The organism is Streptomyces sp. NPDC048516 (assembly GCF_043199875.1).
Classification (GTDB): Bacteria; Actinomycetota; Actinomycetes; order Streptomycetales; family Streptomycetaceae; genus Streptomyces.
This window is the reverse complement of record NZ_JBICWS010000003.1, coordinates 308,212-330,491: the sequence shown is the minus strand read 5'-3', so window position 1 is coordinate 330,491 and position 22,280 is coordinate 308,212. Positions and strand designations below refer to the sequence as shown.

18 protein-coding genes and 1 tRNA gene are annotated in these 22,280 nt (G+C 74.1%); 7 read left to right on the top strand and 12 right to left on the bottom strand.

Features of this window, described 5'->3' with window-relative positions; genetic code table 11:
- The first annotated feature begins 19 nt into the window (after nt 1–19).
- Nucleotides 20–520, top strand: coding sequence for a DUF3830 family protein (locus ACGFR7_RS08610; RefSeq protein ID WP_393314900.1), 501 nt, complete (start codon nt 20–22; stop codon nt 518–520).
- Between the two features lie 93 nt (nt 521–613).
- Here the strand turns inward: ACGFR7_RS08610 and ACGFR7_RS08605 are convergent, their stop codons facing one another.
- Both ACGFR7_RS08605 and ACGFR7_RS08600 read right to left on the bottom strand, forming a co-directional pair.
- Complete coding sequence (locus tag ACGFR7_RS08605; protein WP_393314898.1) at nt 614–2,035, bottom strand: amidase; 1,422 nt, start codon at nt 2,033–2,035, stop codon at nt 614–616.
- A 79-nt stretch (nt 2,036–2,114) separates the two neighbouring features.
- Nucleotides 2,115–3,080, bottom strand: a complete 966-nt coding sequence (locus ACGFR7_RS08600; protein WP_393314895.1) for a D-2-hydroxyacid dehydrogenase — start codon at nt 3,078–3,080, stop codon at nt 2,115–2,117.
- 208 nt (nt 3,081–3,288) lie between these two features.
- On the opposite strand from ACGFR7_RS08600, the gene ACGFR7_RS08595 reads away from it, so the two are divergent.
- The 3 genes from ACGFR7_RS08595 (at nt 3,289) to ACGFR7_RS08585 (ending at nt 6,392) form a co-directional block, all read left to right on the top strand.
- Nucleotides 3,289–4,203 (top strand): decarboxylase, encoded by a 915-nt coding sequence (locus ACGFR7_RS08595; protein ID WP_393314892.1) that lies wholly within the window; start codon nt 3,289–3,291, stop codon nt 4,201–4,203.
- A 193-nt stretch (nt 4,204–4,396) separates the two neighbouring features.
- Nucleotides 4,397–5,122 (top strand): decarboxylase, encoded by a 726-nt coding sequence (locus ACGFR7_RS08590; protein ID WP_393314889.1) that lies wholly within the window; start codon nt 4,397–4,399, stop codon nt 5,120–5,122.
- 136 nt (nt 5,123–5,258) lie between these two features.
- On the top strand, nt 5,259–6,392 hold the full coding sequence (locus ACGFR7_RS08585) for an LLM class flavin-dependent oxidoreductase (RefSeq protein ID WP_393314886.1): 1,134 nt from the start codon (nt 5,259–5,261) through the stop codon (nt 6,390–6,392).
- Between the two features lie 55 nt (nt 6,393–6,447).
- Here the strand turns inward: ACGFR7_RS08585 and ACGFR7_RS08580 are convergent, their stop codons facing one another.
- Entirely contained in the window at nt 6,448–8,262 is a 1,815-nt protein-coding gene (locus tag ACGFR7_RS08580; RefSeq protein ID WP_393314883.1) for a putative bifunctional diguanylate cyclase/phosphodiesterase, read from the bottom strand.
- Between the two features lie 360 nt (nt 8,263–8,622).
- On the opposite strand from ACGFR7_RS08580, the gene ACGFR7_RS08575 reads away from it, so the two are divergent.
- Entirely contained in the window at nt 8,623–9,864 is a 1,242-nt protein-coding gene (locus ACGFR7_RS08575) for a M6 family metalloprotease domain-containing protein (RefSeq protein ID WP_393315361.1), read from the top strand.
- Between the two features lie 102 nt (nt 9,865–9,966).
- Here ACGFR7_RS08575 and ACGFR7_RS08570 read toward each other — a convergent pair.
- From ACGFR7_RS08570 to ACGFR7_RS08545, 6 genes are all read right to left on the bottom strand, one after another.
- A tRNA-Lys gene (locus ACGFR7_RS08570) sits at nt 9,967–10,040 on the bottom strand.
- 56 nt (nt 10,041–10,096) lie between these two features.
- A complete protein-coding gene (locus ACGFR7_RS08565; protein ID WP_393314880.1) occupies nt 10,097–10,744 on the bottom strand; it encodes a bifunctional DNA primase/polymerase in 648 nt (215 codons plus the stop codon).
- Between the two features lie 184 nt (nt 10,745–10,928).
- Nucleotides 10,929–11,312: a hypothetical protein gene (locus ACGFR7_RS08560; protein WP_393314877.1), complete on the bottom strand. Its 384-nt coding sequence runs from the start codon at nt 11,310–11,312 to the stop codon at nt 10,929–10,931.
- A gap of 185 nt (nt 11,313–11,497) precedes the next feature.
- Nucleotides 11,498–12,895 carry an AAA domain-containing protein gene (locus ACGFR7_RS08555; RefSeq protein WP_393314874.1) on the bottom strand — a complete coding sequence of 466 codons (1,398 nt, stop codon included), beginning with the start codon at nt 12,893–12,895 and terminating at the stop codon, nt 11,498–11,500.
- 40 nt (nt 12,896–12,935) lie between these two features.
- Nucleotides 12,936–14,504 carry a hypothetical protein gene (locus tag ACGFR7_RS08550; RefSeq protein ID WP_393314871.1) on the bottom strand — a complete coding sequence of 523 codons (1,569 nt, stop codon included), beginning with the start codon at nt 14,502–14,504 and terminating at the stop codon, nt 12,936–12,938.
- Nucleotides 14,495–15,853: a hypothetical protein gene (locus tag ACGFR7_RS08545; RefSeq protein ID WP_393314868.1), complete on the bottom strand. Its 1,359-nt coding sequence runs from the start codon at nt 15,851–15,853 to the stop codon at nt 14,495–14,497. Before ACGFR7_RS08545 ends, ACGFR7_RS08550 begins: the two co-directional genes overlap by 10 nt.
- A gap of 389 nt (nt 15,854–16,242) precedes the next feature.
- On the opposite strand from ACGFR7_RS08545, the gene ACGFR7_RS08540 reads away from it, so the two are divergent.
- Nucleotides 16,243–16,836: a histidine phosphatase family protein gene (locus tag ACGFR7_RS08540; RefSeq protein ID WP_393314865.1), complete on the top strand. Its 594-nt coding sequence runs from the start codon at nt 16,243–16,245 to the stop codon at nt 16,834–16,836.
- Between the two features lie 209 nt (nt 16,837–17,045).
- Here the strand turns inward: ACGFR7_RS08540 and ACGFR7_RS08535 are convergent, their stop codons facing one another.
- Nucleotides 17,046–18,572 (bottom strand): tetratricopeptide repeat protein, encoded by a 1,527-nt coding sequence (locus ACGFR7_RS08535; RefSeq protein ID WP_393314862.1) that lies wholly within the window; start codon nt 18,570–18,572, stop codon nt 17,046–17,048.
- A gap of 245 nt (nt 18,573–18,817) precedes the next feature.
- Between ACGFR7_RS08535 and ACGFR7_RS08530 the strand changes: the two genes are divergently transcribed.
- The gene (locus tag ACGFR7_RS08530; RefSeq protein WP_393314859.1) at nt 18,818–19,264 is read left to right on the top strand and encodes a hypothetical protein; all 447 of its coding nucleotides are present in this window, start codon (nt 18,818–18,820) and stop codon (nt 19,262–19,264) included.
- Between the two features lie 24 nt (nt 19,265–19,288).
- Here ACGFR7_RS08530 and ACGFR7_RS08525 read toward each other — a convergent pair whose 3' ends face one another.
- Nucleotides 19,289–20,548: an NAD(P)-binding domain-containing protein gene (locus tag ACGFR7_RS08525; protein WP_393314856.1), complete on the bottom strand. Its 1,260-nt coding sequence runs from the start codon at nt 20,546–20,548 to the stop codon at nt 19,289–19,291.
- Nucleotides 20,549–20,651: 103 nt separating this feature from the next.
- The gene (locus ACGFR7_RS08520; protein ID WP_393314853.1) at nt 20,652–22,061 is read right to left on the bottom strand and encodes a glycosyltransferase; all 1,410 of its coding nucleotides are present in this window, start codon (nt 22,059–22,061) and stop codon (nt 20,652–20,654) included.
- Between the last annotated feature and the right edge of the window lie 219 nt (nt 22,062–22,280).

Here is a 22,280-nt window from a genome sequence, read left to right as displayed (position 1 = left end):
GCCCACCTACGATCGGGGCATGACCGATCGCTTCATCGAAGTCTCCCTGGACAAGCGCGGCGTGAGCTGCACGGCCAAGTTGCTCGACGACCGCGCGCCGATCACCTGCAATGCCGTATGGGACGCGCTCCCGCTGGGCGGCGACGTCTATCACGCCAAGTACGCCCGCAACGAGATCTACGCCCTGCTCGCGCCGTTCGCCCCGGAGGAGCCGCCGCTGGAGAATCCGACGATCACCCCGATCCCCGGCGATCTGTGCTACTTCACCTTCACCGACACCCAACTGGGTACGAAGTCCTACGGTTACGAGACCCAGGCCAAGCACCAGGGCCGCGCCACCGTTGTCGACCTTGCGCTGTTCTACGAGCGCAATAATCTGCTGATCAACGGTGACGCGGGCTGGGTGCCGGGCATCGTGTGGGGCAGTGTCGTCGACGGCCTGGACCGGATGGCCGACGCCTGCCAGGACCTGTGGCGGGCCGGAGCCCTGGGGGAGAGCCTCAACTTCCGGCGGGCCTAGAGCCGTCCGCGAAGGCCCGTCTGCCTCGCCGTCCCCGTCCTCCGCCCGCAGGCGGACGACGGGGACGGCGCGGTCAGCCCCTGGGGGCAGTGGTCAGCTCCTGGGGGAAGGAGGCGCGGGGATCGCCGCGGTCCCCGCTTCGTAGAGGGCGTGTGCGGCGCGCAGGACCAGCGCGTCCGCGTGCCGCGCGCCGACCAGCTGGACGCCGATCGGCATCCCGTCGCCGTCCGCCCCGCAGGGCACCGTCGCGGCCGGCTGCTGGGTGAGGTTGAACGGGTAGGTGAACGGCGTCCAGCCCGTCCAGCGGGCGTGGCCGGATCCGGGCGGTACCTCGACGCCCGCCTCGAAGGCGGTGATCGGCTCGGTCGGGGTCACCAGCAGGTCGTAGGCGCTGTGGAAGCGTCCCATGGCCTGACCGAGCGCCATCCGCGTATCGACCGCGGCCAGATAGTCCAGTGCGCTGTAGCGGGCGCCCTGCTCGCAGATCTCCTGGAGTCCCGGGTCCAGCAGCGCCCGGTCCGCGTCGTCCAGATGCTGCACCACCCGGGCCGCACCGCTGAACCACAGCGTGTGGAAGGCCTCCACCGGGTCCGCGATGCCCGGGTCGATCTCCTCGACGGACGCGCCGAGCCCGGCCAGCGTGCCGACGGCCCCCCGGACCGCCGCGGCGACCTCCGGGGCCACCGGCACCTCCCAGCCGAGTGACGGGCTGTAGGCCACCCGCAGCCCGGAGACCGGACCCGCCAGCGCCTCCCGGAACGACCCGCCGGCCGGACCGAGCTGGGACCAGTCCCGCCAGTCCGCACCGCAGATCACCTCCATCATCAGCGCCGCGTCCGCCGCGTCCCGGGTCATCGGCCCGACGTGCGCCAGCGTTCCGAACGGGCTCGCCGGATACAGCGGCACCCGTCCGTAGGTCGCCTTGAGGGCGAAGATCCCGCAGAACGACGCCGGGATCCGGACCGAACCGCCGCCGTCGGTACCCAGGCTCAGCGGCCCGGCGCCCAGCGCCACCGCCGCCGCACTGCCGCCGCTGGAGCCGCCCGCGGTGCGCCCCGGGTCGTACGGATTGCCCGTCACCCCGTGCCGCGGACTGTCGGTGACGCCCTTCCAGCCGAACTCCGGGGTGGTCGTCTTGCCGACGAACACCGCCCCGGACTCCCGCAGCCGGGCGACCGACGGGGCGTCCTCCTCCCACGGTCCCTCGGCCCGCACCGTCCGCGAACCGCGCAGCGTCGGCACGCCCCGGGTGAGGATCAGGTCCTTGACGGTGACGGGCACCCCGTCCACCGGCCCGGCAGGCGTACCGGCCCGCCAGCGTTCCTCCGCTTCCTTGGCGGCCGACAGCGCCTCGTCCGCGTCGATCCGGGTGAAGCAGTTCGTCGCGGCCTGGGCGGCCTCGGCGCGCTCCAGCACCGCCCGGGCCGCCTCGACGGGGGAGAACTCGCCGGCCGCGTACCCGGCCGCCAGGCGGGTGGCGGTGAGGTCGGCGAGGTGGGTCGGTTCGGTGGTCATACGTCCTCCGAGCGTTGGCCGCCCCGGGCGGGACGGTGGCGGGGGCGGGGTGGCGCGCCCGGTCCGGCAGCCGGCGCCGTCACCGCACCGGTACGTACCCGAGCCGCTTGTCGACGAGGTTGTGCAGCGGCTTGCCGGCCGACCACTGGTCGAAGTTGTCCTGGAACTGCTCGGCGAGGGCATCCCGCCAGCCCAGGGTGTCGCCACTCATATGGGGCGAGACGATCAGATGCGGAACGTCCCACAGCGGGCTGTTCGCCGGCAGCGGCTCCTGCTCGAAGACGTCCAGTGCCGCCGCCGCGATCCGCCACTCGCGCAGCGCCGCGACCAGGGCGTCCTCGACGACCAGCGGCCCGCGTCCGATGTTGATGAACCGGGCCCGCGGCGGCATCCGGGAGAACGCCGCCTTGTCGAACAGGCCGCGGGTCGCCTCGGTCAGGGGCGCCGCGCAGACCACCCAATCCGCCTGGGGCAGGAGGGCGTTCAGTGCGTCACTCGCATGGACGAGGCCGAATTCCGGGTCGTCCCGGCGCTCCCGGCGGCCGACCAGATCGACCTTGACACCCAGTGCCAGGAGAGTGGTGCCGATGGCCCGGCCGATCGGCCCGGAGCCCACCACCACCGCCCGGCTGCCGGCCAGCCGCAGGGTCTCGCGGTGCTGCCAGCGCCGCTGCCGCTGCAGCTCCCAACTTCCGTAGAAGTCCTTGGCCATGGCGATCACCAGCCCGGCCACATACTCGGCGATCGGCTGCTCGAAGACCCCCCGGGCGTTGGTCACCAGGGTGTCGTCGGCGATCAGCGCCGGGCACAGCAGCTGGTCCACACCCGCGCTCGCGGTGTGCACCCACCGGGGCCTGGGGCCCTTCTCCGGCCAGGCTCTGCGGATCGCGTCGGAGGTGAAATCCCAGGCCAACAGCACGTCGGCGGTGGGGAGTCGGTCAGCGAGCGAATCCTCATCGGTGAAGATCACCCGAGCCCGGCCGGCGAGCCGGTCGAGCTTCGGCGGCGGGTCGGAACCGAGGACGAGGACGGTGCTTTCGGACATGGCCAGAAACCGTTCTGAAACGTGAGCCCCTTTCCATGGAAAGGGGCGCCGACAGATGCCTGGGATGCGAGGATTGACCACGCTAAGAAGTCGTATCTACCGTGTCAACAACGGCTCTGTTCCGACGTCCCGGCTTGATCCGGCTGCACCTCATCCCCGGCCACTGGCCTGGCCATCTCAGCCCTTCGTTTTTGTTCTAGGGGCCTTCATGGACGTCTCTTTTCTGGGTGGCCCACAGCCGCAGCTCGGCGTGGGCGTCGTCGCTCCCTTCGACTTCGCTCTCGACAGAGAGCTGTGGCGCTGGGTCCCCGACGACGTGTCCCTCCACCTCACCCGCACCCCTTTTGTGCCCGTCGAGGTCAGCCTGGATCTGGCCCGTCTGGTCAGCGAGCACGAAACGCTGCACGCCGCCGTCCAGGCGTTGTGCGCGGTATCACCGCAGGTCATCTCCTATGCCTGCACGTCCGGCAGCTTTGTCGCCGGGGTGGCGGGCGAGCGGGCCATGTGCGCCGCCATGGCCCAGGCGGGGGAGGTTGTCTCCCTCACGACATCGGGCGCACTGATCGAAGCGCTGCGCGAGATCGGCGCACGGCGCATCGCCGTGGTCACGCCCTATACGAAATCGGTCACCGACTCCCTGGAGGACTTCCTCGGTGAAGCAGGCATCACGGTCACCGGCCGCGCCTACCTCGGGCTGACCCGGCACATCTGGAAGGTGCCGTACCGCGACGTCGTCGACATGGCCCGCGCGGCCGTCGTCGGCTCCGCCGATGCCCTCTTCATCAGCTGTACGAACCTGCCGACCTACGACGTCATCCCGCAGCTGGAGGCCGAGCTGCGGATGCCGGTGCTGTCCGCCAACCAGGTCACGATGTGGGCCGCGCTGCGTGCCATCGGCGTCCAGGCCGTCGGCCCGTACCAGGCGCTGCTCGATCCGGTGGCGCGCCGCGGGCCGGCCGCGATGACCGGATCGGAGCCGGCCGGACCGGGCGAAGGCCTGACGGGGCCGACCCCCGAGGCCGCCTTCGCCGGATCCGCCGCGGTACCGGACGGGGAGGCCCTCGACGGTCTGGAAACCCCGCCCTATCCGCCCGAGGACACGGGAGGTCTGCCCCCGGTGTGAGACGGGCCCGTGCCTGCCCGCACCACCACGGATGCTGCCGGTGTGGTCCCACCCGCCGGCAGCTCCCCTTCCGCACCCAGCACCACCCGCGTTCACGAACGCACCCGCGTTCACGAACGCACCCGCGTTCACGAACGCACCCGTCTCCACGAACGCCCCTGCACCCGCAGCCGTACACGCAAGGGAGAACTGCATGGCATCGGTCGGCTTCCTCTACCCCGGCTACTCCGCGGAGGATGACTACCCCCGGCTCGAATCGCTCCTGGGCGGCGTGGTCCGTCTGCCGCTCGTCCACACCGACATCGGCGAGGACGCCCACCGGGTCGACGCGCTGCTGGAGATGGGCTCCGCAGGGCGGCTGGCGGCCGGTGTCGACGAGCTCAAGGAGCGCGGCGCCGAGGCGGTCGTCTGGGCCTGTACGAGCGCCAGCTTCGTCTTCGGCTGGGAGGGCGCCCACGAACAGGTCCGGGAGCTGTCCGTCACCGCCGGCCTGCCCGCCTCCAGCACCTCCTTCGCCTTCGCCCATGCCGTCCAGGCGCTCGGCGCCCGGCGGGTGGCGATCGCCGCCACCTACCCCGACGACGTGGCCGAGCGCTTCCACGCGTTCTTGAAGTCCGCCGGCACTGAGGTCGTCTCGACCCGCGGGAGCGGCATCATCACCGCTGCCGAGGTCGGCACCTGGGGCAGCGAGGAGGTGTTGGCGCTCGCCCGGGCGGGTGACCATCCCGACGCCGAGGTGGTGCTGCTGCCGGACACCGCACTGCACACCGCCGAACATCTGCCGGCCCTCGAAGCGGAGCTGCGCAAGCCGGTGCTCACCGCCAATCAGGTGACGGTCTGGGAAGGACTGCGGCTGCTCGACCGCACGATGGCCTGCCCGGTGCTCGGCACCCTCTTCTCGCGGACGGCGCACGCCTAGGGGACCCCCCCGGTCCGACCCGGGAATCCGACCCGGAATCTGACCCGGGATCCGACCCGGAATCTGACCCGGGAATAAGTGGAGAACGTCTCCGGTTGTCCTCCTCGCAGACCACCGACGCGAGGAGGACCCGCACGTGAGCGGCGAGAGCGACAAGGCCCAGGGCGGCGACGAGGCGATCCGCGAAAGCGGTGACGGTATACGGGGCGCGGCACCGGGCACCGCTCCGGTTCCCCTGTCGGTGCTAGACCTGGTGACGGTCGGCGCCGGCCACACCGCTTCCGACGCGGTCCGTACGGCCGTCGGCATTGCCCGGACGGCCGAACGCCGCGGCTTCCACCGCTACTGGGTCGCCGAGCACCACTCCATGCCCGGCGTGGCCTCCTCCTCGCCCGCGGTGCTGCTCGCCCACCTCGCCGCCCACACCGAGCGCATCCGTCTCGGCTCCGGTGGCGTCATGCTTCCCAACCACGCGCCGCTGGTGATCGCCGAGCAGTTCGGCACCCTGGAGGCGATGGCCCCCGGCCGTGTCGATCTGGGCCTGGGCCGCGCGCCGGGCACCGACGGAGCCACTGCCGCGGCGCTGCGCCGGACGGACCGGCTGCACGAAGGGGCGGAAGACTTCCCCCAGCAGCTGGCCGAGTTGACCCGCTTCCTCGACGACTCCTTCCCCGAGGGCCACCCCTACGCCAGGATCCACGCGGTCCCCGGCCCGGTGCAGGCCACCTCGCCCGGCGGGGTGCAGTCCCGGCACCGGCCGCCCCTGTGGCTGCTGGGCTCCTCCGGGTTCAGCGCGCGGCTGGCCGGCTCCCTCGGTCTGCCGTTCGCCTTCGCGCACCACTTCTCCGCGGCCAACACCCTCCCCGCCCTGGACCTCTACCGCGCGTCCTTCCGTCCCTCCGAGGTGCTGTCCGAGCCGTATGCCCTGATCGGAGTCGCGGCGCTGGCCGCAGAGGAGGAGCGGGAGGCCCGCCGCCAGGTGCTGACCGGCGCGCTGTCCATGGTCCGGCTGCGCAGCGGCCGCCCCGGGCTGGTGCCGAGCCCCGAGGAGGCCGAGGCGTACGCCTTCAGCGGCATGGAGCGGGACTTCGCCGACAACTGGCTCGGCAATGTCATCCACGGCACTCCGGACACCGTCCGCCAGGGCCTGGACGATCTCGCCAAGCGCACCGGCGCCGACGAACTGATGATCACCGCCAATGCCCACGGCGGCCCGGCCCGGCTGCGCTCGTACGAGCTGATCGCGGACGCGTACGGACTGCCGGCGTAGGGCGCCGGTTTCCGGCCGCGCCGGCCGCTACCCCGTCCCGTGTCCGCGCGGGCCCTCAGGCACCCGTGCGGCGGCCCGCGTCGAGCAGGGCCTCGACCCGGTCGGGGGCCACGGGACGGGAGTAGAGCCAGCCCTGCCCGGTGTCGCAGCCGATCCGGCGCAGCCGTTCGGCCTGCTCGGTGCTCTCCACGCACTCGGCGGTGACCGTGAGGCCGAGCCGGTGCGCCAGCGCCACCAGCGCCTCCACGATCATCTCGTCCGCCGGGTTCGGGTGCTCCTGCGAGCGGAAGCCGCGGACGAAGGAGCCGTCCAGCTTCAGTACGGACACCGGGAGGCGGCTGAGGTAGGCGAGGTTGGAGTAGCCGGTGCCGAAGTCGTCGATGGCGATCCGTACGCCCATGTCGCTGAGTGCTTGGAGGGCCTGCAGGGGCCGCCCGGCCGAGCCCATCACCGCCGACTCGGTCAGCTCCAGCTGCAGCAGCCGCGGCGGCAGCCCGGTCTCGGCGAGGATCCCGGCGACATCCGCGACCAGGTCGGAGTCCCACACCTGACGTACGGCCACATTGACGCTGACGAACAGCGGCTGGCCGGGGTGCGCCAGCTGCCAGGCCCGTGCCTGGTGGCAGGCCCGCTCCAGGACCCAGCGGCCCAGCTCGACGATCGCGCCGTTCTCCTCCGCCAGGGCGATGAACCGATTCGGCGACAGCGTCCCGAACTGCGGGTGCCGCCAGCGCACCAGCGCCTCCACCCCCTGCGCCCGGCCGTCGTCCAGCCCGACCAGCGGCTGGTACTCCAGGGTGAATTCGCCGCGGTCCACGGCCGGCCGCAGGGTGCTGGAGAGCGCCTGCCGGGTCATCCGGTGGGCGTTGCGTTCCGGGTCGAAGAGCGTCCAGCGGGCCTTGCCGTCCTCCTTGGCCCAGTACAGCGTGGTGTCCGCGGCCTGCATCAGGCAGGTCGCGGTGGTGCCGGTGGCGGTCCGCTCCACGACGCCGATGCTCGCCGACACCGACAACCGCTGCCCGGCCAGGTCGAACGGGCGCTGCAGCGCGTCCAGGACGGACTGGGCCAGCTCGGCCAGCTGGTCGGTGCCGGTGGAGTCCTCCACCAAAAGAGCGAACTCGTCACCGCCCAGTCGCGCGACGAGGTGCCCCGTCCGGCCCGGCCCGCGGTCCGCCGCGCTCTCCGCGCAGCGCGTCAGCCGCTGGGCCACCGCACTCAGCAGCCGGTCGCCGACGCGGTGCCCGAGGGTGTCGTTGACGGCCTTGAAGCCGTCCAGATCGAGGTAGCACAGCCCGATCCGGCCGGTGCCGGACGGGGCGAAGGAGGCGGTCTCCAGCGCGGCGGAAAGCCGCTCGAAGAACAGCGCCCGGTTGGGCAGCCGGGTCACCGGATCGTGCATCTGCAGATGCCGCAGCCGGGCCAGCAGATCGTGCCGGTCGCTGATGTCCGCCGCCGACAGCAGCATCCGCTCCTCGCCGCTGAGCGGTTCCGGCGTCAGCGGCTCGACGGTGACCTCCACCCAGACGGAGTGCCCCTCGGGGTGCTTGAGGCGGCGGGTGCAGCGCAGCCGGTCGCTGCGGCCGCACAGCACCTCGCGGTAGGCGGTCCACACCAGCGGGTCGGCGCCGAGGTCGGTGAGGTCCGCCGCGGTGGCGGCGACCAGCTCGGCCGGGTCGGCGCCGACCAGTTCCCCGAAGGCGGAGTTGGCGGCGAGGACCAGGCCGTCGCGGTTGAGGACGGCCATCGCCAGCCGCGCGGCGTGGAAGGTGGCGCGGTAGTCGCCGAGCGAGGCCGCGGCGTCGTCGCGGCGGCCGGCCGGGGTGCGCCGGGCATCGGCGGATGCATTGGTCGTACCATTACGCTCCGTCACTGAGGGGAGCGTCGCTCCGGGCGTGCGGCCCGGACTGTCGGGGTGTCCGCTCACTGCTCGCTCCCGCATGGCGCTGTCTCGTGATGGAGGGTGGATCTCGCGCTGGAAAGTGTGGCGATCATAGAGGCTGGCGCAACGGCCGATCCAGCGACGCAGCCGTGATCATCCGCTCGCATGACGGATCTTCAGCCATTTCTGCCCGGCTCTGTTCGTACCGAATGCCCCATTGGCTGTTTGTGACTTTCCGTTACGAAGCAATGAAGGCGCGCCGGTCACTCTTCCGGGTCCGCAAAACAGGACGAATAGCATTAAATCGCCACAGGGTAGATGAGGTCTCCGAATCCGTCCCTGGAGGTAGATGTGCCGCGCGCCCGGACACCCGACGGGGTGGATCGCCGCCGTCTGCGGCGCGTCGCGGCCGTCGTCACCTCTCTGAGCGCGCTCATCGCGACTTCCATCGTCGCCGGACCCGCCACCGCCTCCGAGGCCGCCCTCTCCTGCGCCCTGGGGCGCACCGACGCGCACCACTCCGAGGGCCTGGACACCTGGAACGGCGCCTACCCGCGTCCGGACCGTCCGCTCAACGCCGTCATGATCTTCCTTTCCTTCCCGGACGCCCGGCCGTCCGCCGCCCCGCAGGAGCTCTCCCGCGCCTACTTCCCCGCCACCTCCGGTTTCTTCGACCGCGCCTCGTACGGAAGGTTCCGGCTGCGTGAGCACATCCAGCGCCACTGGGTCCGGATGCCCCGCCCGTCCGTCTCCTACGGAATACGGCGCGACTGGGACGCCGGCCGGCGCTCGGACTATCTGCGCGACGCGGTCGCCGCCGCCGACCCGTCCATCGACTTCGGCCGCTATGACGTGGTCTATTTCGTCGCCGACCCGGACGCCCCCGGCGTCGACTCGGACGCCACCAAGGTCGTCAACCTCGAACAGCCGATGCGCGCCGACGACCGCGATCTGCGCCGGTTCGTCACCGTCTTCGAGCAGAGCCCGCCCGACCGCAATGTCCTCGCGCACGAAACCGGGCACGTCTTCGATCTGCCGGACCTCTATCACCGGCCGCGGAGCGGCAAGGGTGACTGGGACACCTACGTCGGTGACTGGGACCTCATGGGCAGCCAGTTCGGCCTGGCGCCCGACCCCTTCGCCTGGCACAAGTGGAAGCTGGGCTGGATCGCCGACAGCCAGGTCGACTGCGTCGATCTGACCAGCCCCGCCCTGCACTCGCTGCGTACCCTCTCCGCCCCCGCGGAGCCCCGGTCCCAGCGCCGGCCGCGGCTCCTGGTGGTCCGTACGGGGCCCGACAGCGCACTGGCCATCGAGGCACGCGGTGCCATGGGCAACGACCGCTCCCTGTGCACCGAAGGCGTCCTGGTCTACCGCGTGCGGAGCGAGACCCCTTCCGGGTCGGGGCCCGTGCAGGTCCTCGACGGGCACCCGGGCACCTCGGCCTGTGGCGGCACCTCCGTCTACCCGCCGCTCGCCGACGCGCCCCTGGGCGTGGGGGAGAGCATGGACGACGCCCGGGACGGCGTGCGCGTCCAGGTCGCGGGACGGACGACCGACGGGGACTGGGCGGTCAAGGTCGGGCGCGGCTGACGCCCGCCGGCGGACCGGGGGCGAGGCGTACGGCGGGCACGGAGCGAGCCGGCCCGGCATACGACGAAGGCCTCCACCGGAGTGGAGGCCTTCGACTGTCTGTGCGCCGCCAGGGACTCGAACCCCGGACCCGCTGATTAAGAGTCAGCTGCTCTAACCAACTGAGCTAGCGGCGCCTGCTGACGGGGAAAACATTAGCATCATGGTCCGGGAGGACAAAAATCGGTTTGTCTCAGCCCGCGGTCAGCGCCGAAACGCGGTGCTGAGCTGTGGTTTCCCGCCCGGGACCGGCCGGCGAGCGGGCGGCGCGCACACAGGCCCACAGCAGTACGTCCGGACCGGGCAGCCAGGGGCTTTGGACGTCCGGCGCCACCAGCCAGCGGGAGAAGGACGGGGCGGCCACGTCCTCGGCGGCCGGGAGCGCCGGGAAAGCGGTGGCGTCGGCGGGCACGTCCCCGGCGGCCGCCCGGCGGGGGTGCAGGGGCGGGACGGTCACCGCGTCGCCGCTGCCGTGGCACAGCAGCGGGGGAACGGCGGCGGCCCACTCCTCCCAGACGAGCAGCGCCGGCAGCCGCTGGGCCGTCCCCGGGGCGGCGAACAGCAGGATGCGGCCGCGGTGTGCCGCCACCGGCCCCGAGCCGGGGCCGTCGGACCATAACCGGTCGACCATGCGCCGTCCGAAGAGCGCCGGGGCGTTGATCACGTCGAAGGCGGTGCCGCACGGCAGCGCGCTGGGGGCGGCCGGGCGGGTGGCCCACAGGGTGTGCATCTCCTCCGGGCGGGGGCTGGCGGAGGCGAGCCAGTCGGCGCCCGCGAGGGTGACGTACGCCGCGGTGGGAAAGGCCAGGGTGCGGGGGGTCTCAGGCAGCCAGTCGGTCATGGGGGACAGGTCTACCGATGCGGCGTCCGGCCGCTGAGCTGATTGGTGGAAAACGGGACGGGGCGCCGCGGGAACCGGTATCTTGCACCCCTTGCATATGCCAGCGGCTCATGATCATGGACCATGAGCCGTAGGGGGCGTGTGGCGCGGAAGCGGTTCCCGGGGCGGCCGGCGTGCCGGGCGCTCAGTCCGTCTCGCCCGGCAGGGTGCTGCCGCTGCGCATCAGGCTGCGGCCGAACTCGATCATTTTCTGTGCGTAGTCCTCGGTCCACTCCGCCTGCTCGGCGAGCGTGGCCAGCGGCATCCGGTCGAACCGGCTGGGGTCGGCGAGCTGGGCGGCGGCCAGCGCCTGGAACTCCGTGGCGCGGTCGGCCGCGGCGCGGAAGGCGAGAGCCAGCTCCGTGGCGCGGCCGAGCAGCTCGCGCGAGTCCTCCATCGACTCCAGGCCGAAGAAGTGCTCGGGGTCGGTGACGGCCTCGGGCGGCTCGAAGAGCAGCTGCGCGGGCTTCATCCGCCGTGGTCCCGGCGCCGTACCACGCGGGTCGGGAGCCGGTCGCGGCTCGGACATGTACCTACCTCCAGATCGTGTGCCGCATTCCATTGTCCCGCCCCGCGCAAGGGGGCAGGCGCGGGTGCCTGCCCCTCCCGTTCCACGGCCCGGGGAGAGGACGGGGACGCCACGCCTCTCGGCACGCCGCGCCTCCTTGAAGGACGCCCACGTCTCCTGACGTCACGCCGAAGACGTCACGCTTCCTAAGGACGCCACGCCACCCGGTGTTCCGCCAGGTGGGCGAGGACGGCGTGGTTGGCCTCCCAGCCGTCCGGGAACTTGACCGTGACGCCGAGGCGGACCGGATCCGTCGAGGGGTGCTCGTCCAGCAGGTCGGCGACGCCCGCCCGGCAGACCACGATGCAGGCGTGCCGGTGGCGGGAGGCGAGCACGCACAGCCGGCCGGTCTCCAGATGGAACGCGGTGGCGTCGGGGCGGCCGGAGAGCGGGTGCAGGACGACCGTGACATCGAACTCGCGGCCCTGGAGACGGTTGGCGGTGTCCACCGCGACCCCCGAAACCCCCAGTTCGGCGAGCGCGGCGCGGACGGCCGCCGCCTGGTCGCGATGGGCCGTGCCGACCGCGATCCGGGCCGCCGTGAGCGGCACCGGGACGGCGGCCCCGCCGTCCGGCTCCCGCCGGGCCTCGCTGGTCGCGGCGCCACCGCGGTCCAGGAGCCGGCGCACGACCTGCGCCACCGCGCGGACCGCCTCCGGGTCCGTACGCGGCGTACGGCGGGCGGGGAGTTCCAGCAGGCCCCAGCCCGACTCCGCGGCCTCGTCCAGGACCCGGTCCAGCCCCGAGCCGTCGCCCGGCACCCCGAACGCCAGCCGGCGGTCGCCGTGGCCGGTGCCGCTGCGGAACGGGGTGTACGGGTAGAACGCGGCGGAGACCAGCGGCGCGGCCGAGGCGGGCAGCCGCCAGGAGACCGGCAGCCGGTGCTGCGGCAGATCGGGGTTGTGGGCCAGGAGGGTGGACACCGCGCTCGCGGACGGGTCGTACGCCAGCCCCGCCCACTGCTCCGCGCCGACCACGCTGAACGGATCCAGCTGGCCCGGGTCGCCGACGAACAGCGCCCGCTCGAAGAGTCCGGCGACGCTCAGCAGGGCGTCGGAACGCATCTGGTAGGCCTCGTCCACGATGGCGTGCCGCCAGGGCTCGTCGACCTTGGTGTAGGCCCATTTCGCGGCCGTCGACACGACGATGTCCATCCCGGCCAGATCGGCGGCCTTCGCGGACGTGCGGACCGCGGGCAGCCCGGCCAGCGCCGGGTCGAACGCGCCGGGCTCGCTGCTGTGCAGCCGGCCCACCGGCAGCTCGGGGTCCTTCTCGGCGAGCCGCAGCACGAGGTCGTCGACCTGGGCGTTGGTCTGCGCGACCACCATCAGCGGGCGTCCGGCGGCGGCCAGTTCGCGGGCCGCCCGCACCACGAGGGTGGACTTGCCGGCGCCGGGCGGGGAGTCGACGACCACGCCGCGCCGGGAGCCGTGCAGCGTGTCGTGCAGGATCGCTTCGGTCGCCGCGGCGGCCGCGGCGGCCGGATCGAAGCTCTTGGCCGGGGGAACGGGGGCGGGAGCGGGGGAGTCCTGAGGGGCCGTCATACGGCAATGCTCTCCGGGGCGGCCGGGCGCCGGGCACGGTTCACAGGAAGTCCTCCGTGGTCACGGGGTCGGGGGTGTCGTACGGCGCCTGCGCGGGGCCGGTGGGGCCGTGGGGACCGGGCGGGGGGCCGCCGTGGGTCCACGGGGTGTCCTCGGGGTCCGGGAGCTCCGGGCCGCCGCGCGGGGCGTGTTCGAACAGCGTCCAGCACACCGGTGTGTCCGGCTCCGGCACCGAACCGGGCTCGGGGGTCTTCCCGCGCCCCATCCCGCCCGTCAGCCGCACCACCAGGGCGCCCGGCTCCCCGGGCACCGGCGCGACGAACTCGGCGGTCTGTGTCTTGCCGTCCGCCAGGGGGCGGTAGAGCTTGCTGCCCCCGGACAGCTGCGGGCGGTCGGCCGTCCGGAGCGTGACCAGCGGGCGCGGCATCGGCCGCTTGCCCTCGGAGAAGGCCATCTCGACGGCGGTGACCGTGCCCTGGAACGCCTCGCCGGCCAGCCGCCGCCCCGCCATCACCAGCGGATCGTCCAGGGCTTCCTGGGCGTCCAGTTGGGCCTGGGCCGTCTCCCGCGCGGACAGTTTCTGCGCGGCGGTGACCGCGTCGTCCTGCCGGGGCTGCGGGGGCTCCCCGGCGCGCACCCGGTCGCGGTGCGCCGTGTACGACCAGCGGTCGCGCTTCCAGCGGTCGGCGACCCGGGCACCCTCGGGGAGCGCCCGCAGCAGGTCGAGACCGCGCCAGACGGCGTCCCAGGTCGGCCGCAACTGCCCCTCCACCAGGGCGCGGAGCGCGTCCTCGGCGCCCGGCAGCCCGGCGTCGTAGCGGGCCATCGCGGGGGCCAGCAGCCGGTTGTCGAACGCCGGGTCGGTGGCCGGGCCGGCCGGCGGGCACAGCAGCTGTCCCGCCGCGTCGCGCGCCGACTCCGCACGCTCGGCCGCCTCCTGGCCCGACATCCCCGGCGGCGGGTCGATCCAGGACAGCAGTGCGCCCAGGTGCTGGTCCTCCAGCACGCTCTGGCCGGTCGCCCAGTGGCGGGTCAGCAGGCCCGTCATGGACAGCAGCAGGCTCGCGCCCGGGACCCGCGCCCGCTCGCCGAAGTGGGTCAGCCAGCGGCCCAGCAGCGGGACGTGCGGCGGCGCGGGATACGGCGCCTCCGGCTCCTGCTCGGCCGTGCGCCGGAACCGCATCGAGCGTCCCAGCAGCCGGACGAACTCGATCCCCGCGGCACTGGGCACGATCAACTGCGGTGCGTCCGCACACAGTTCGACCTGCACCGGGACCTTCTTGCCGGTCTCCGGGTCGGTCTCCTTGCGCTCCTCCCACCCGATGGCGTCCGCGTAGCCGTCCACATACGGCAGCACCGTCTCCGCCAGCTCGGCGAGGAACGCGAACCGCAGATCGCGGTCGCGCGGCTGCGGAACGGCCAGCAGCACCGGCTTCTCGCGGTCCGTGCCGACCAGCGCGCCCAGCGGGGCGCCGGCCTCGCCCGCGGTCGTCAACGGGACGAAGACCAAAGGGCGCTCGGACAGATGGCGGTGCAGGGCCGTGCAGCGCGGCCGCGCCCGGCCCGCGGCGACCGCCTCCATCCGGGCCAGCGTCTCGATCAGTGACATCCCGGCTCCTTTGTCCGCGGTGCCGGCACGGCGGCACAGGCCAGCGCCTCGGCGCGCAGCGCGGCGGCCCGGCGCAGCGCCGCCCCGGCCGGGTCCTCCTCCGCCGGGTCCTCCTCCGCCGGGGCCTCCTCGCCCGGGCCTTCCCCCTCGCCGGGGTCCGCGGGGTCCGCCCCGTCCGGGCGGGCCGCCGTCAGCACTTCCCCGATGGTGCGCAGGCCGCCCAACTCGCCCCGTACGCCCCGCCCCAGCGCCTCCACCGCGCCGTCCTGACGGGCGCGCGTACGGCAGTGGAAGGCCAGCTCGCAGGCGGCCAGGCACTCGGGGGCGTAGGCCGCGCCGACCGCCTCGACGGCCTCGGTCAGCTCCTCGGGCGGGCGGGTCGCGGTCTTCCCGTCGTCCGCGAGCCGCAGGTCGAAGGTGGTCCGTGCGGGCAGGGCGGCGGCGATCTCCTCGACCCGGGTCAGGCGGGCCAGCTGCCGCCGGGTGGTGGCCAGTTGTTTGCGGACGTCGACGGCGGCGGCCGTGGGGAGGTTGGAGAAGTCCTTCGGGCACACCAGCAGCACCCGGTCGCGGACGTGGACCGTGCGGCCGGTGCGCGCGCCGGCGTGCCGGGCCACCGGCTCCAGGGCCAGGACGTACACCGCCGCCTGCCGTGCCGCGGCGCCCACCTTGGCGGCGTCCGCCGAACCGTCGATCATCGGGAAGGACTTGATCTCGACGACCGTCCAACTGCCGTCCGGATGCACCACCACCGCGTCCGGCTCCACATAGGCGGGCGAGCCGGCCACCTCGACGGCCAGCATCGGGTGGTCGAGCAGCGCCCAGGCGCCGGCCGCGGTCGCGTCGCGCAGCGCCAGCGCCGTGCGCGCGGCCCGGCCCGCGGGCCCGGCCGCGGACAGGTCCGGGGTGGCGACCTCCTCGGGCGCGGGGGCCGGGGTGCCGGGTGCCAGCCGTTCGTGGACCAGCCGCAGCAGTTCCGTGCCGCCGTCGGCCTTCACCCGGGCCTCGAAGGCATTGCCGCGGACGAGGGCGAACTGGGACTGGCCGTACGCCGCGGGCGAGCCCAGCGCCCGGGCCAGCGCGCCCTTGTCGATGCCCGCGCCGTCCAGCAGCGCACGGCGGTGGCAGCCGGGGTTGGCGGCCAGCGCGGCCAGGGCGCGGGCGTCGAGCGGGCGGGGGTGTACGCCGGGGCCGCGCAGCTCGGCGAGCCTGGCCCGGCCCACGCGGGGAGCTGCCTCCGGCGGCGGGCTCGGTGCGGCCGTCGGCGACTCGGCCGAGGGCGCGGCCGGCGCGGGGCGGCTGTCGCGGAAAACGTTCACCCGCGGAAGTCTCGCATCCGGCACTGACATGCGGGGGGACCACCCACGGGCCGGCCGTCGGCGCAGACCCCTCCCCGCGGCGGCCGTACGTGGTACGGCGGCGCCGTCCCGACGAGTCCCCGGCACGTCACGGGGCGGACCTCGGGCGGGCTCCCGGCGGGCTCCGGGCGGGCTCCGGGCGGGCTCCGGGCAGGCCGTGGACAGACCCCCGGCAGACCTCGGCCCGCCTCCCCGCCGGACCCCGGCCCGCCCCCTCGCCGGACCGTGCTCCCGCCGGGGACAGGACCCCGCCGCCGGTCAGGGCCGGGCGGCCGCCCCGGCCGGGGACAAATCGACCCGATGCGCGATGATGGAAAGCCCGCGGTCAGCGCCGCCCGCACCGAGAACGACCAGCCGGGAAGCCGGCGAGAGGTACGACCATGGCACCGCGCATTTTCCTGGCCAGGCACGGGCAGACCGAGTGGTCCCTGTCCGGCAGGCACACCGGCCGTACGGACGTCCCGCTGCTGGACGAGGGCCGGCGCGGCGCCAAGCTGCTGGGCGAGCGGCTGCACCGCGCCCCCTGGGACGGCCTGCCGGGCGTCGAGGTCCGCACCAGCCCCCTGGTGCGTGCCAAGGAGACCTGCGAGCTGGCCGGTTTCGGCGACCGGGCCCAGCCGTGGGACGCGCTGATGGAGTTCGACTACGGCGCCTACGAGGGCCTGACGCCGGCCGAGATCAAGTCGGGGCGGCCGGACTGGCTCATCTGGCGCGACGGTGTGCCGGAGGGCGAAACGCTCGCCGAGGTCGCCGCGCGGGCGGACGAGGTCGTCGACTGGGCACGGTCGGCCGACCGCGAGGTGCTGGTCTTCGCGCACGGCCACATCCTGCGCTCCCTGGGCGCCCGCTGGCTGGGCCTGGACATCTCCTTCGCCGCCCGGATCCGGCTGGAGCCGACCTCCCTGTCGGTACTCGGCTGGGCCTACGGCGAACCGGCCATCGAGCGCTGGAACGACACCGGGCACCTGGGCTGAAGAAGGCGGCGGCGCCGGGGGCCTGGGCTCAGGGGCTCAGGGGCTGGGGGCTGAGGGGGGCGGCCGTCCCTCTGGCGCTTCCGCCGAACCCCTGACGCTTCCCCCGCCCCGCCCCCTCCCCCCTCCCCCCTCTCCCCCTTCGGGGGAGGGGCGGGGGGTGGGTTGGGGGGTGGGGGCGGGGGCGGAGAGAGCCGCACCCCCGGCCGCCATCAGCAGCCGGGGCCCGCGCGGCCCGCGCGCCCCGCAAGGCCCGCGCGCCCCGCAAGGCCCGCGCGCTCCACAGGGCCCGCGCGCTCCACAGGGCCCGCGCCCCCCGTGGCGTCCTCCTCCGATGCGGCCGATGCCGCGTGCCGCTCCAGGAAGCCGGCGACCGCGCCGCAGTCGCGATGCGCCCGCAGCTTCCGGGCCGTGCCGTCGAGCATCGCCCGGATACGGGCCGAGCGGACCTGTTCCAGCAGCGTCAGCACCCGGACCCCGGCCGTGGCGGCTTCCTCGGGCTGCCCGCTGTCCGCAAGATCACCCGCGAGCTCCGCGGTGAACAGGGCGATATTGCGGGTGAAGTGGGGGTCCTGCAGCGCCACCGCCCGGCGCGCATGCTCCACCGCGCGCCCCGCCTCACCCAAAGCCGACCAGCACTGCGCCTCCAGCCCCGCCAGTTCGGCCTCGCCGTAGAACGACATCCACTCCGGGTCGCCGTCCCGCGGCCCGCCCGCGAAGTGCCGCTCCGCCCGGGCCAGCGCCTGCTCGCAGCCGGCGCGGTCCGCCAGCACCGCCCAGCCGCCCGCCTCACGCAGCGCCAGCAGCGACAGCAGCCGCGGCGAGGCCAGATGCCGGGCGGCCTGCTGGGCGGCCTGGGCGGCGCGCACCGCCTCGCGCGGACGGCCGGCATCGCGGGCGAGAAAGGCCGTATTGCAGAAGGCGTGGGCTTCCAGGGCCGCATCGCCGCAGACCCGGGCGGTGGCCAGCGCCTCCGCGTAGTGCGAGCGGGCGTCGCCGAAGCGGCCCGAGTCATGCGCCAACCAGCCGACGGTGATGGCGAGTTCACCCGCCCCCGCGTGCAGCCGGTCGGACACCGATCTGCGCTGGACGTCCGCGTCCAGCAACTCGTAGGCGGCGCGCAGCGGCTGGGTGGCGCGGCGGTAGATGCCCTCCGCGCCGTGCCGGTCGTCCAGCAGCCGGATCTGCCGGACCGCCTCCTCGACGGCGGTGGCCTCGGCGGCACCGGCGCGGCCGGCCGCGGCGCGCGGGCCCGGCACATGGGCGGATGTGGCGGCAGTGGCCTCGATGGGGTGTAGTGCGGCAAAGCCCAGGGCTGCCGCCGGGCCGCCGGTGATGAACGCGCGACGCAGCACGTCGCTCTCCTCGTGGATCTGGATACAGGTATCGCGGTGGGCGGGGTCGGTTGCCAGGGGCGCGGCGCTGACCGCCGCGGTACGCGCCCCCCGTCCGCGTACCGCCTCGCGCGGCGTGAAGCCCATGTCGGGCAGCGTGAGGCCGGGGAACATGTGCCGGAACACCCGCTCGTAGGCGTAGTTCGGACACCGGATCTCCCCGGACTCGACGCGGCCCACATAGCGGGCGTCGCACGAGACCTGTTCACCGATCTCACGGGCGGACCGTCGGACCGCCGCCGCGAACTCGCCTGGTGACAGCCGGCCGCGCAGCTGTCGGAAAGCGAGGTTCGGACGGGCGGGTACGGTGCGGGACGACGCTGAACTTGCTGGTGGCGACGCCATGGCGGACCCTCTCCGTGCCCTCTCCGTGCCATCAGGTGACGATGCCGCCTCCTGGCGGTGCGGCGGGTTGACCGTACCGGCTGTGATGGCTTCGATACGCAGAGTTTGGCCACAAATCGGATATCTCGCGTGCGATCTGCCATGAACTGCCATCCTTTGCAGCGTTACGCCGCCGTAGCTGTTGACACGCCTGACCGTTGAAGTCGGTGTAAAGGGTCTGGTGTGTGCAGGAGGAGGGGTTCTCCGTGTGGGAGACCGGCGTGAGCAGGGGCGGCAACGGGTCCGCGGGCCAGGCCGTCGCAGACGGGGCACCGGCCGTACCGGCGCAGGCGTGCGACCTCGTGACGGTGCCCGCCCGGCAGGGGCTGGAAGCCGTGGACATCCTCCGGCTGCGGGACGGCGTCGGCCCGGTCCTGCACGACGGGGTCTGCGACACCCTCGGCTTTCTGGTGCCCGCGGGTACCGCGGCGGGCTGGGACGTGCCGGGCAGCGCGTGTACCCAGACCTCAGGGAGAGGTATCGCGCTGGGTGCGCTGTGCGGGGAAGGGGCCGCGGCGCACCCCCCGGTGACCGGCAGCGGCTGGCTGGTGACCCCGGAGGGCGCGGGCGCCGCGGCCACCGACCCGGCCGTGCTGCGTGCGGCACTGGGCGAGGCGGCCCGCACCATCGAGGCCGTCGACCGCTGTCAGTGAGGCCGGTCGCAGGGCGGGCGCACCTTACGTCCCTTGCGCGGCCGGGGCGCTGTCCCTCGCCGGGCGGGGGATGGTGGTGGCGCCGCGCCGGTCGCCGAGCCGGCGCTGTACGCCGCGCAGCAGCCGCGTCGCGGTGAAGCCCGCGCCGTGGACGAAGCGCATCGACGGGCCGAACGACGGGGCGGTCAGCAGCCCCGCGAAGAACAGCCCGGGCCAGGACGACTCGAAGCAGGAGCTCAGTTCGGGCGCCCGGCTGCCGCCCACCGTCCGCAGCGTGGTGCGCACAGGGGGGACGAGCAGCCGCAGCCGCCCGAGGTCGGGGAGGAATCCGGTGGCCGCCACCACGTGCTGGGTGTCCAGGGTCTCGGTACCGCCCTCCGTATGGGTGAGGTGGAGCCGCACCCCGTCGTGGCGAGCGGCCGCCGCCCGGATCCGGTGGTTCAGCAAGGTGGGTACCGCCTGCTCGAAGCGCTCCCGCAGCCACCAGGCGCCGGACGGCCCCGGCGCGGTCTCGGCGATCCGTACCCGGGTCGCGGCGGGCAGCCGGCGCACCGCCCAGGGAGCCTGTGACCACAGCCGGTTCGGCCAGCCGGTGCCCAGTGCGGAGTGCGGGTCGCGCAGCGCGCGCAGCCGGCCGCGCTCCAGCGGCTGCGGCGGGGGGTTCCAGCGCAGCCGGTCGGCGCGGGCCACGAGGCGGGGCCGGGCGCCCTGTTCGGCGAGCAGGGCCGCGGTCTCCAGCGCGGACTGGCCGGCGCCGATCACGGTGACGTCCTGACCGCAGAAGCGGCGCAGGTCGCGGTGGTCGCTGCTGTGCGAGGCGAGGTGCGGGGGGAGTTCGAGCAGCGGCCAGGGGCGGTTGACGAACGGCATCACGCCGACGGCGAGCGCAACGGTCCGGGCCGCGATCCGCTCGCCGGTGTCCGTGTCGACGTGGAAGCCGTCGCCGTCCGGGCGTACGGAGGTGACGGTGACCTCCTCGGTCTGCGGTACCGCCCGTTCGCCGAACCAGCTGCCGTACGCGGTGAAGGTGCCGAGCGGCAGCGGGACACCGTGCTCGGTGGTCAGGTCGCGGGCGGCGCCGTACGCGGCCAGGGTGTGGCTGCCGTCCGGATCGGAGAGCGGGGAGGCCCAGGGCTCGGAGGTGAGGAACATGCCGTCGGGCATGTGGTCGCGCCAAGTGGCCATCGGCCGGCCCAGGACCCGCAGCCGCAGCCCGGCCGCCGCCGCATGCGCGGCGATCGAGAGTCCGTAGGGGCCGGCGCCCACCACCACGAGGTCGTACATGGAAGCTCCCTGCTCTTTCTCTGGGTGCGGTACGGACGGAAGCGACCGTGGGGGCGGAGCGGGCACACCGCCGGGCGGAAGGGTGTGCCCGCCCCCGGACTGCCTATCTGTTCGAGAGCGGGGAGGGGTCGGGCGACCGGGACGGATCCGGCAGTGAGACGGCCGCCGCGGACAGCGCCGCCGCGCGGCCCTGCGGCGGAGGCACCGCCGCGGGGCTCCGGCGCCGGGTCGGGGCGGCGGCCAGCGCCTGCTCGTACACGGACATCAGCGCCTCGGCGCTGCGGGTGATGTCGTAGCGCCGCACCACCGGCGGAACCGGCAGCCGGCCCGGCCCGTGGCGCCGCAACTCCCTGAGTGCGGTGGCGAGTTCGTGTACGCCGAGGCTGAAGTGCCGGGCGCCGGGGGCCTGGTCGGCGGGCAGTTCGTCGACCGCCGGGCAGCTGCCGTACAGCACATGCAGCCCGGACCCGAGCGCTTCCAGGACGGCCAGCCCGAACGCCTCGTCCGGGGAGGGGGAGACGAAGACGTCGATGGCCGAGAGCAGGCCGGGGATGTCGGGGCCGTCGGATCCCTGGGTGTGGGGCCCTTGGGCGTGGGGTGCCGGGCTGCGGAGTCCCTGGGTGTGGGGTGCCTGGGTGTGGGGTGCCTGGCTGTGGGCTCCCTGCGCGCCGGCGCCCCGCCGGTCGGCTTCCCCTGCGGCGGTTCCCCATGCGGCGGTTGCCCGCCCGCTGAACGCGGCGTCGACCGCCCCGTCGCGCTCGCCCAGCAGATGGATCCGGTCGCCCGAGCCGAACTGCTCCGCCATCCGGCGCAGCGTCTCCCGCTCCGGCCCCGCACCCGCCAACAGCAGGTGGACGCCCGGAAGTTGGGTCACCGCCCTGACCAGCACGTCGAACCGCTTGCCGGGCACCAGCCGGCCGGCCCCGCCGACCACGAACGCGTCCAGCGGCAGCCCCAGCCGGGTGCGGACCAGGGCCCGGGCAGCCGGATCGAACGCAAAACGGCGCGCCTCGATGCCGTTGGGCACCACATGGATCCGCTGCTCCGGTACGCCCCAGCGGCGCAGCCGGGCGGCGACGGTGTCCGAGACGGCGACCGTCGCCGTCCCCAGCCGTTCGGTGGCCCGGTAAAGCGTACGGACGCCCCGGGTCAGCCGGCGGCCCTCGATCACCGCGTCGCCCAGCGAGTGCTCGGTGGCCACCACCGCTCGTACGCCGGCCATCCGGGCGGCGATCCGGCCGTAGACGCAGGCCCGGTAGAGGTGGGTGTGCACCAGGTCGTAGCCGCCCTCGCGGATCAGCCCGGTGAGGCGGGGGAGCGCGGTCAGGTCCCGGTTCCCGGTCATTCCGAGGTGGGTGACGGGGGTGCCGTCGGCCTCGATGCCCTCGGCGACCGGGCCCGGACGGGTCAGGGTGACGACCTCGCAGTGCGCGGGCAGCCGGCGCAGCAGCAACCGCAGCTGCTGCTCGGCGCCGCCCACGTCGAGGCCCGTAATGACGTGCAGAACCTTCACCGGATGCCTCCTGGGGTAGCGGCCGGGGTGGTGGTCTCGTAGGGGGGCAGGGCACGGCGGCGCGGCGGGTGCGGAAGGTGCCTGCGGTGCGGCGCGTGTTTGCGGTGCGGCCGCCAGGAAATGTCCCCGGCGCCGGGGGAGCGGGAGCAGGAACAGGAGCAGGAACAGGAGCAAGAACAGGAGCAAGAACAGGAGCAAGAGCAGCCGTGGCCGGCCTCG

What these genes read in the sequence shown, in the direction of transcription:
- ACGFR7_RS08565 (WP_393314880.1), bottom strand. Translation starts at nt 10,744, where the DNA reads ATGACCGACTGGCTGCCTGAGACCCCCCGCACCCTGGCCTTTCCCACC.
- ACGFR7_RS08590 (WP_393314889.1), top strand. Translation starts at nt 4,397, where the DNA reads ATGGCATCGGTCGGCTTCCTCTACCCCGGCTACTCCGCGGAGGATGAC.
- ACGFR7_RS08595 (WP_393314892.1), top strand. Translation starts at nt 3,289, where the DNA reads ATGGACGTCTCTTTTCTGGGTGGCCCACAGCCGCAGCTCGGCGTGGGC.
- ACGFR7_RS08550 (WP_393314871.1), bottom strand. Translation starts at nt 14,504, where the DNA reads ATGTCACTGATCGAGACGCTGGCCCGGATGGAGGCGGTCGCCGCGGGC.
- ACGFR7_RS08560 (WP_393314877.1), bottom strand. Translation starts at nt 11,312, where the DNA reads ATGTCCGAGCCGCGACCGGCTCCCGACCCGCGTGGTACGGCGCCGGGA.
- ACGFR7_RS08540 (WP_393314865.1), top strand. Translation starts at nt 16,243, where the DNA reads ATGGCACCGCGCATTTTCCTGGCCAGGCACGGGCAGACCGAGTGGTCC.
- ACGFR7_RS08525 (WP_393314856.1), bottom strand. Translation starts at nt 20,548, where the DNA reads ATGTACGACCTCGTGGTGGTGGGCGCCGGCCCCTACGGACTCTCGATC.
- ACGFR7_RS08555 (WP_393314874.1), bottom strand. Translation starts at nt 12,895, where the DNA reads ATGACGGCCCCTCAGGACTCCCCCGCTCCCGCCCCCGTTCCCCCGGCC.
- ACGFR7_RS08600 (WP_393314895.1), bottom strand. Translation starts at nt 3,080, where the DNA reads ATGTCCGAAAGCACCGTCCTCGTCCTCGGTTCCGACCCGCCGCCGAAG.
- ACGFR7_RS08545 (WP_393314868.1), bottom strand. Translation starts at nt 15,853, where the DNA reads ATGTCAGTGCCGGATGCGAGACTTCCGCGGGTGAACGTTTTCCGCGAC.
- ACGFR7_RS08535 (WP_393314862.1), bottom strand. Translation starts at nt 18,572, where the DNA reads ATGGCGTCGCCACCAGCAAGTTCAGCGTCGTCCCGCACCGTACCCGCC.
- ACGFR7_RS08605 (WP_393314898.1), bottom strand. Translation starts at nt 2,035, where the DNA reads ATGACCACCGAACCGACCCACCTCGCCGACCTCACCGCCACCCGCCTG.
- ACGFR7_RS08610 (WP_393314900.1), top strand. Translation starts at nt 20, where the DNA reads ATGACCGATCGCTTCATCGAAGTCTCCCTGGACAAGCGCGGCGTGAGC.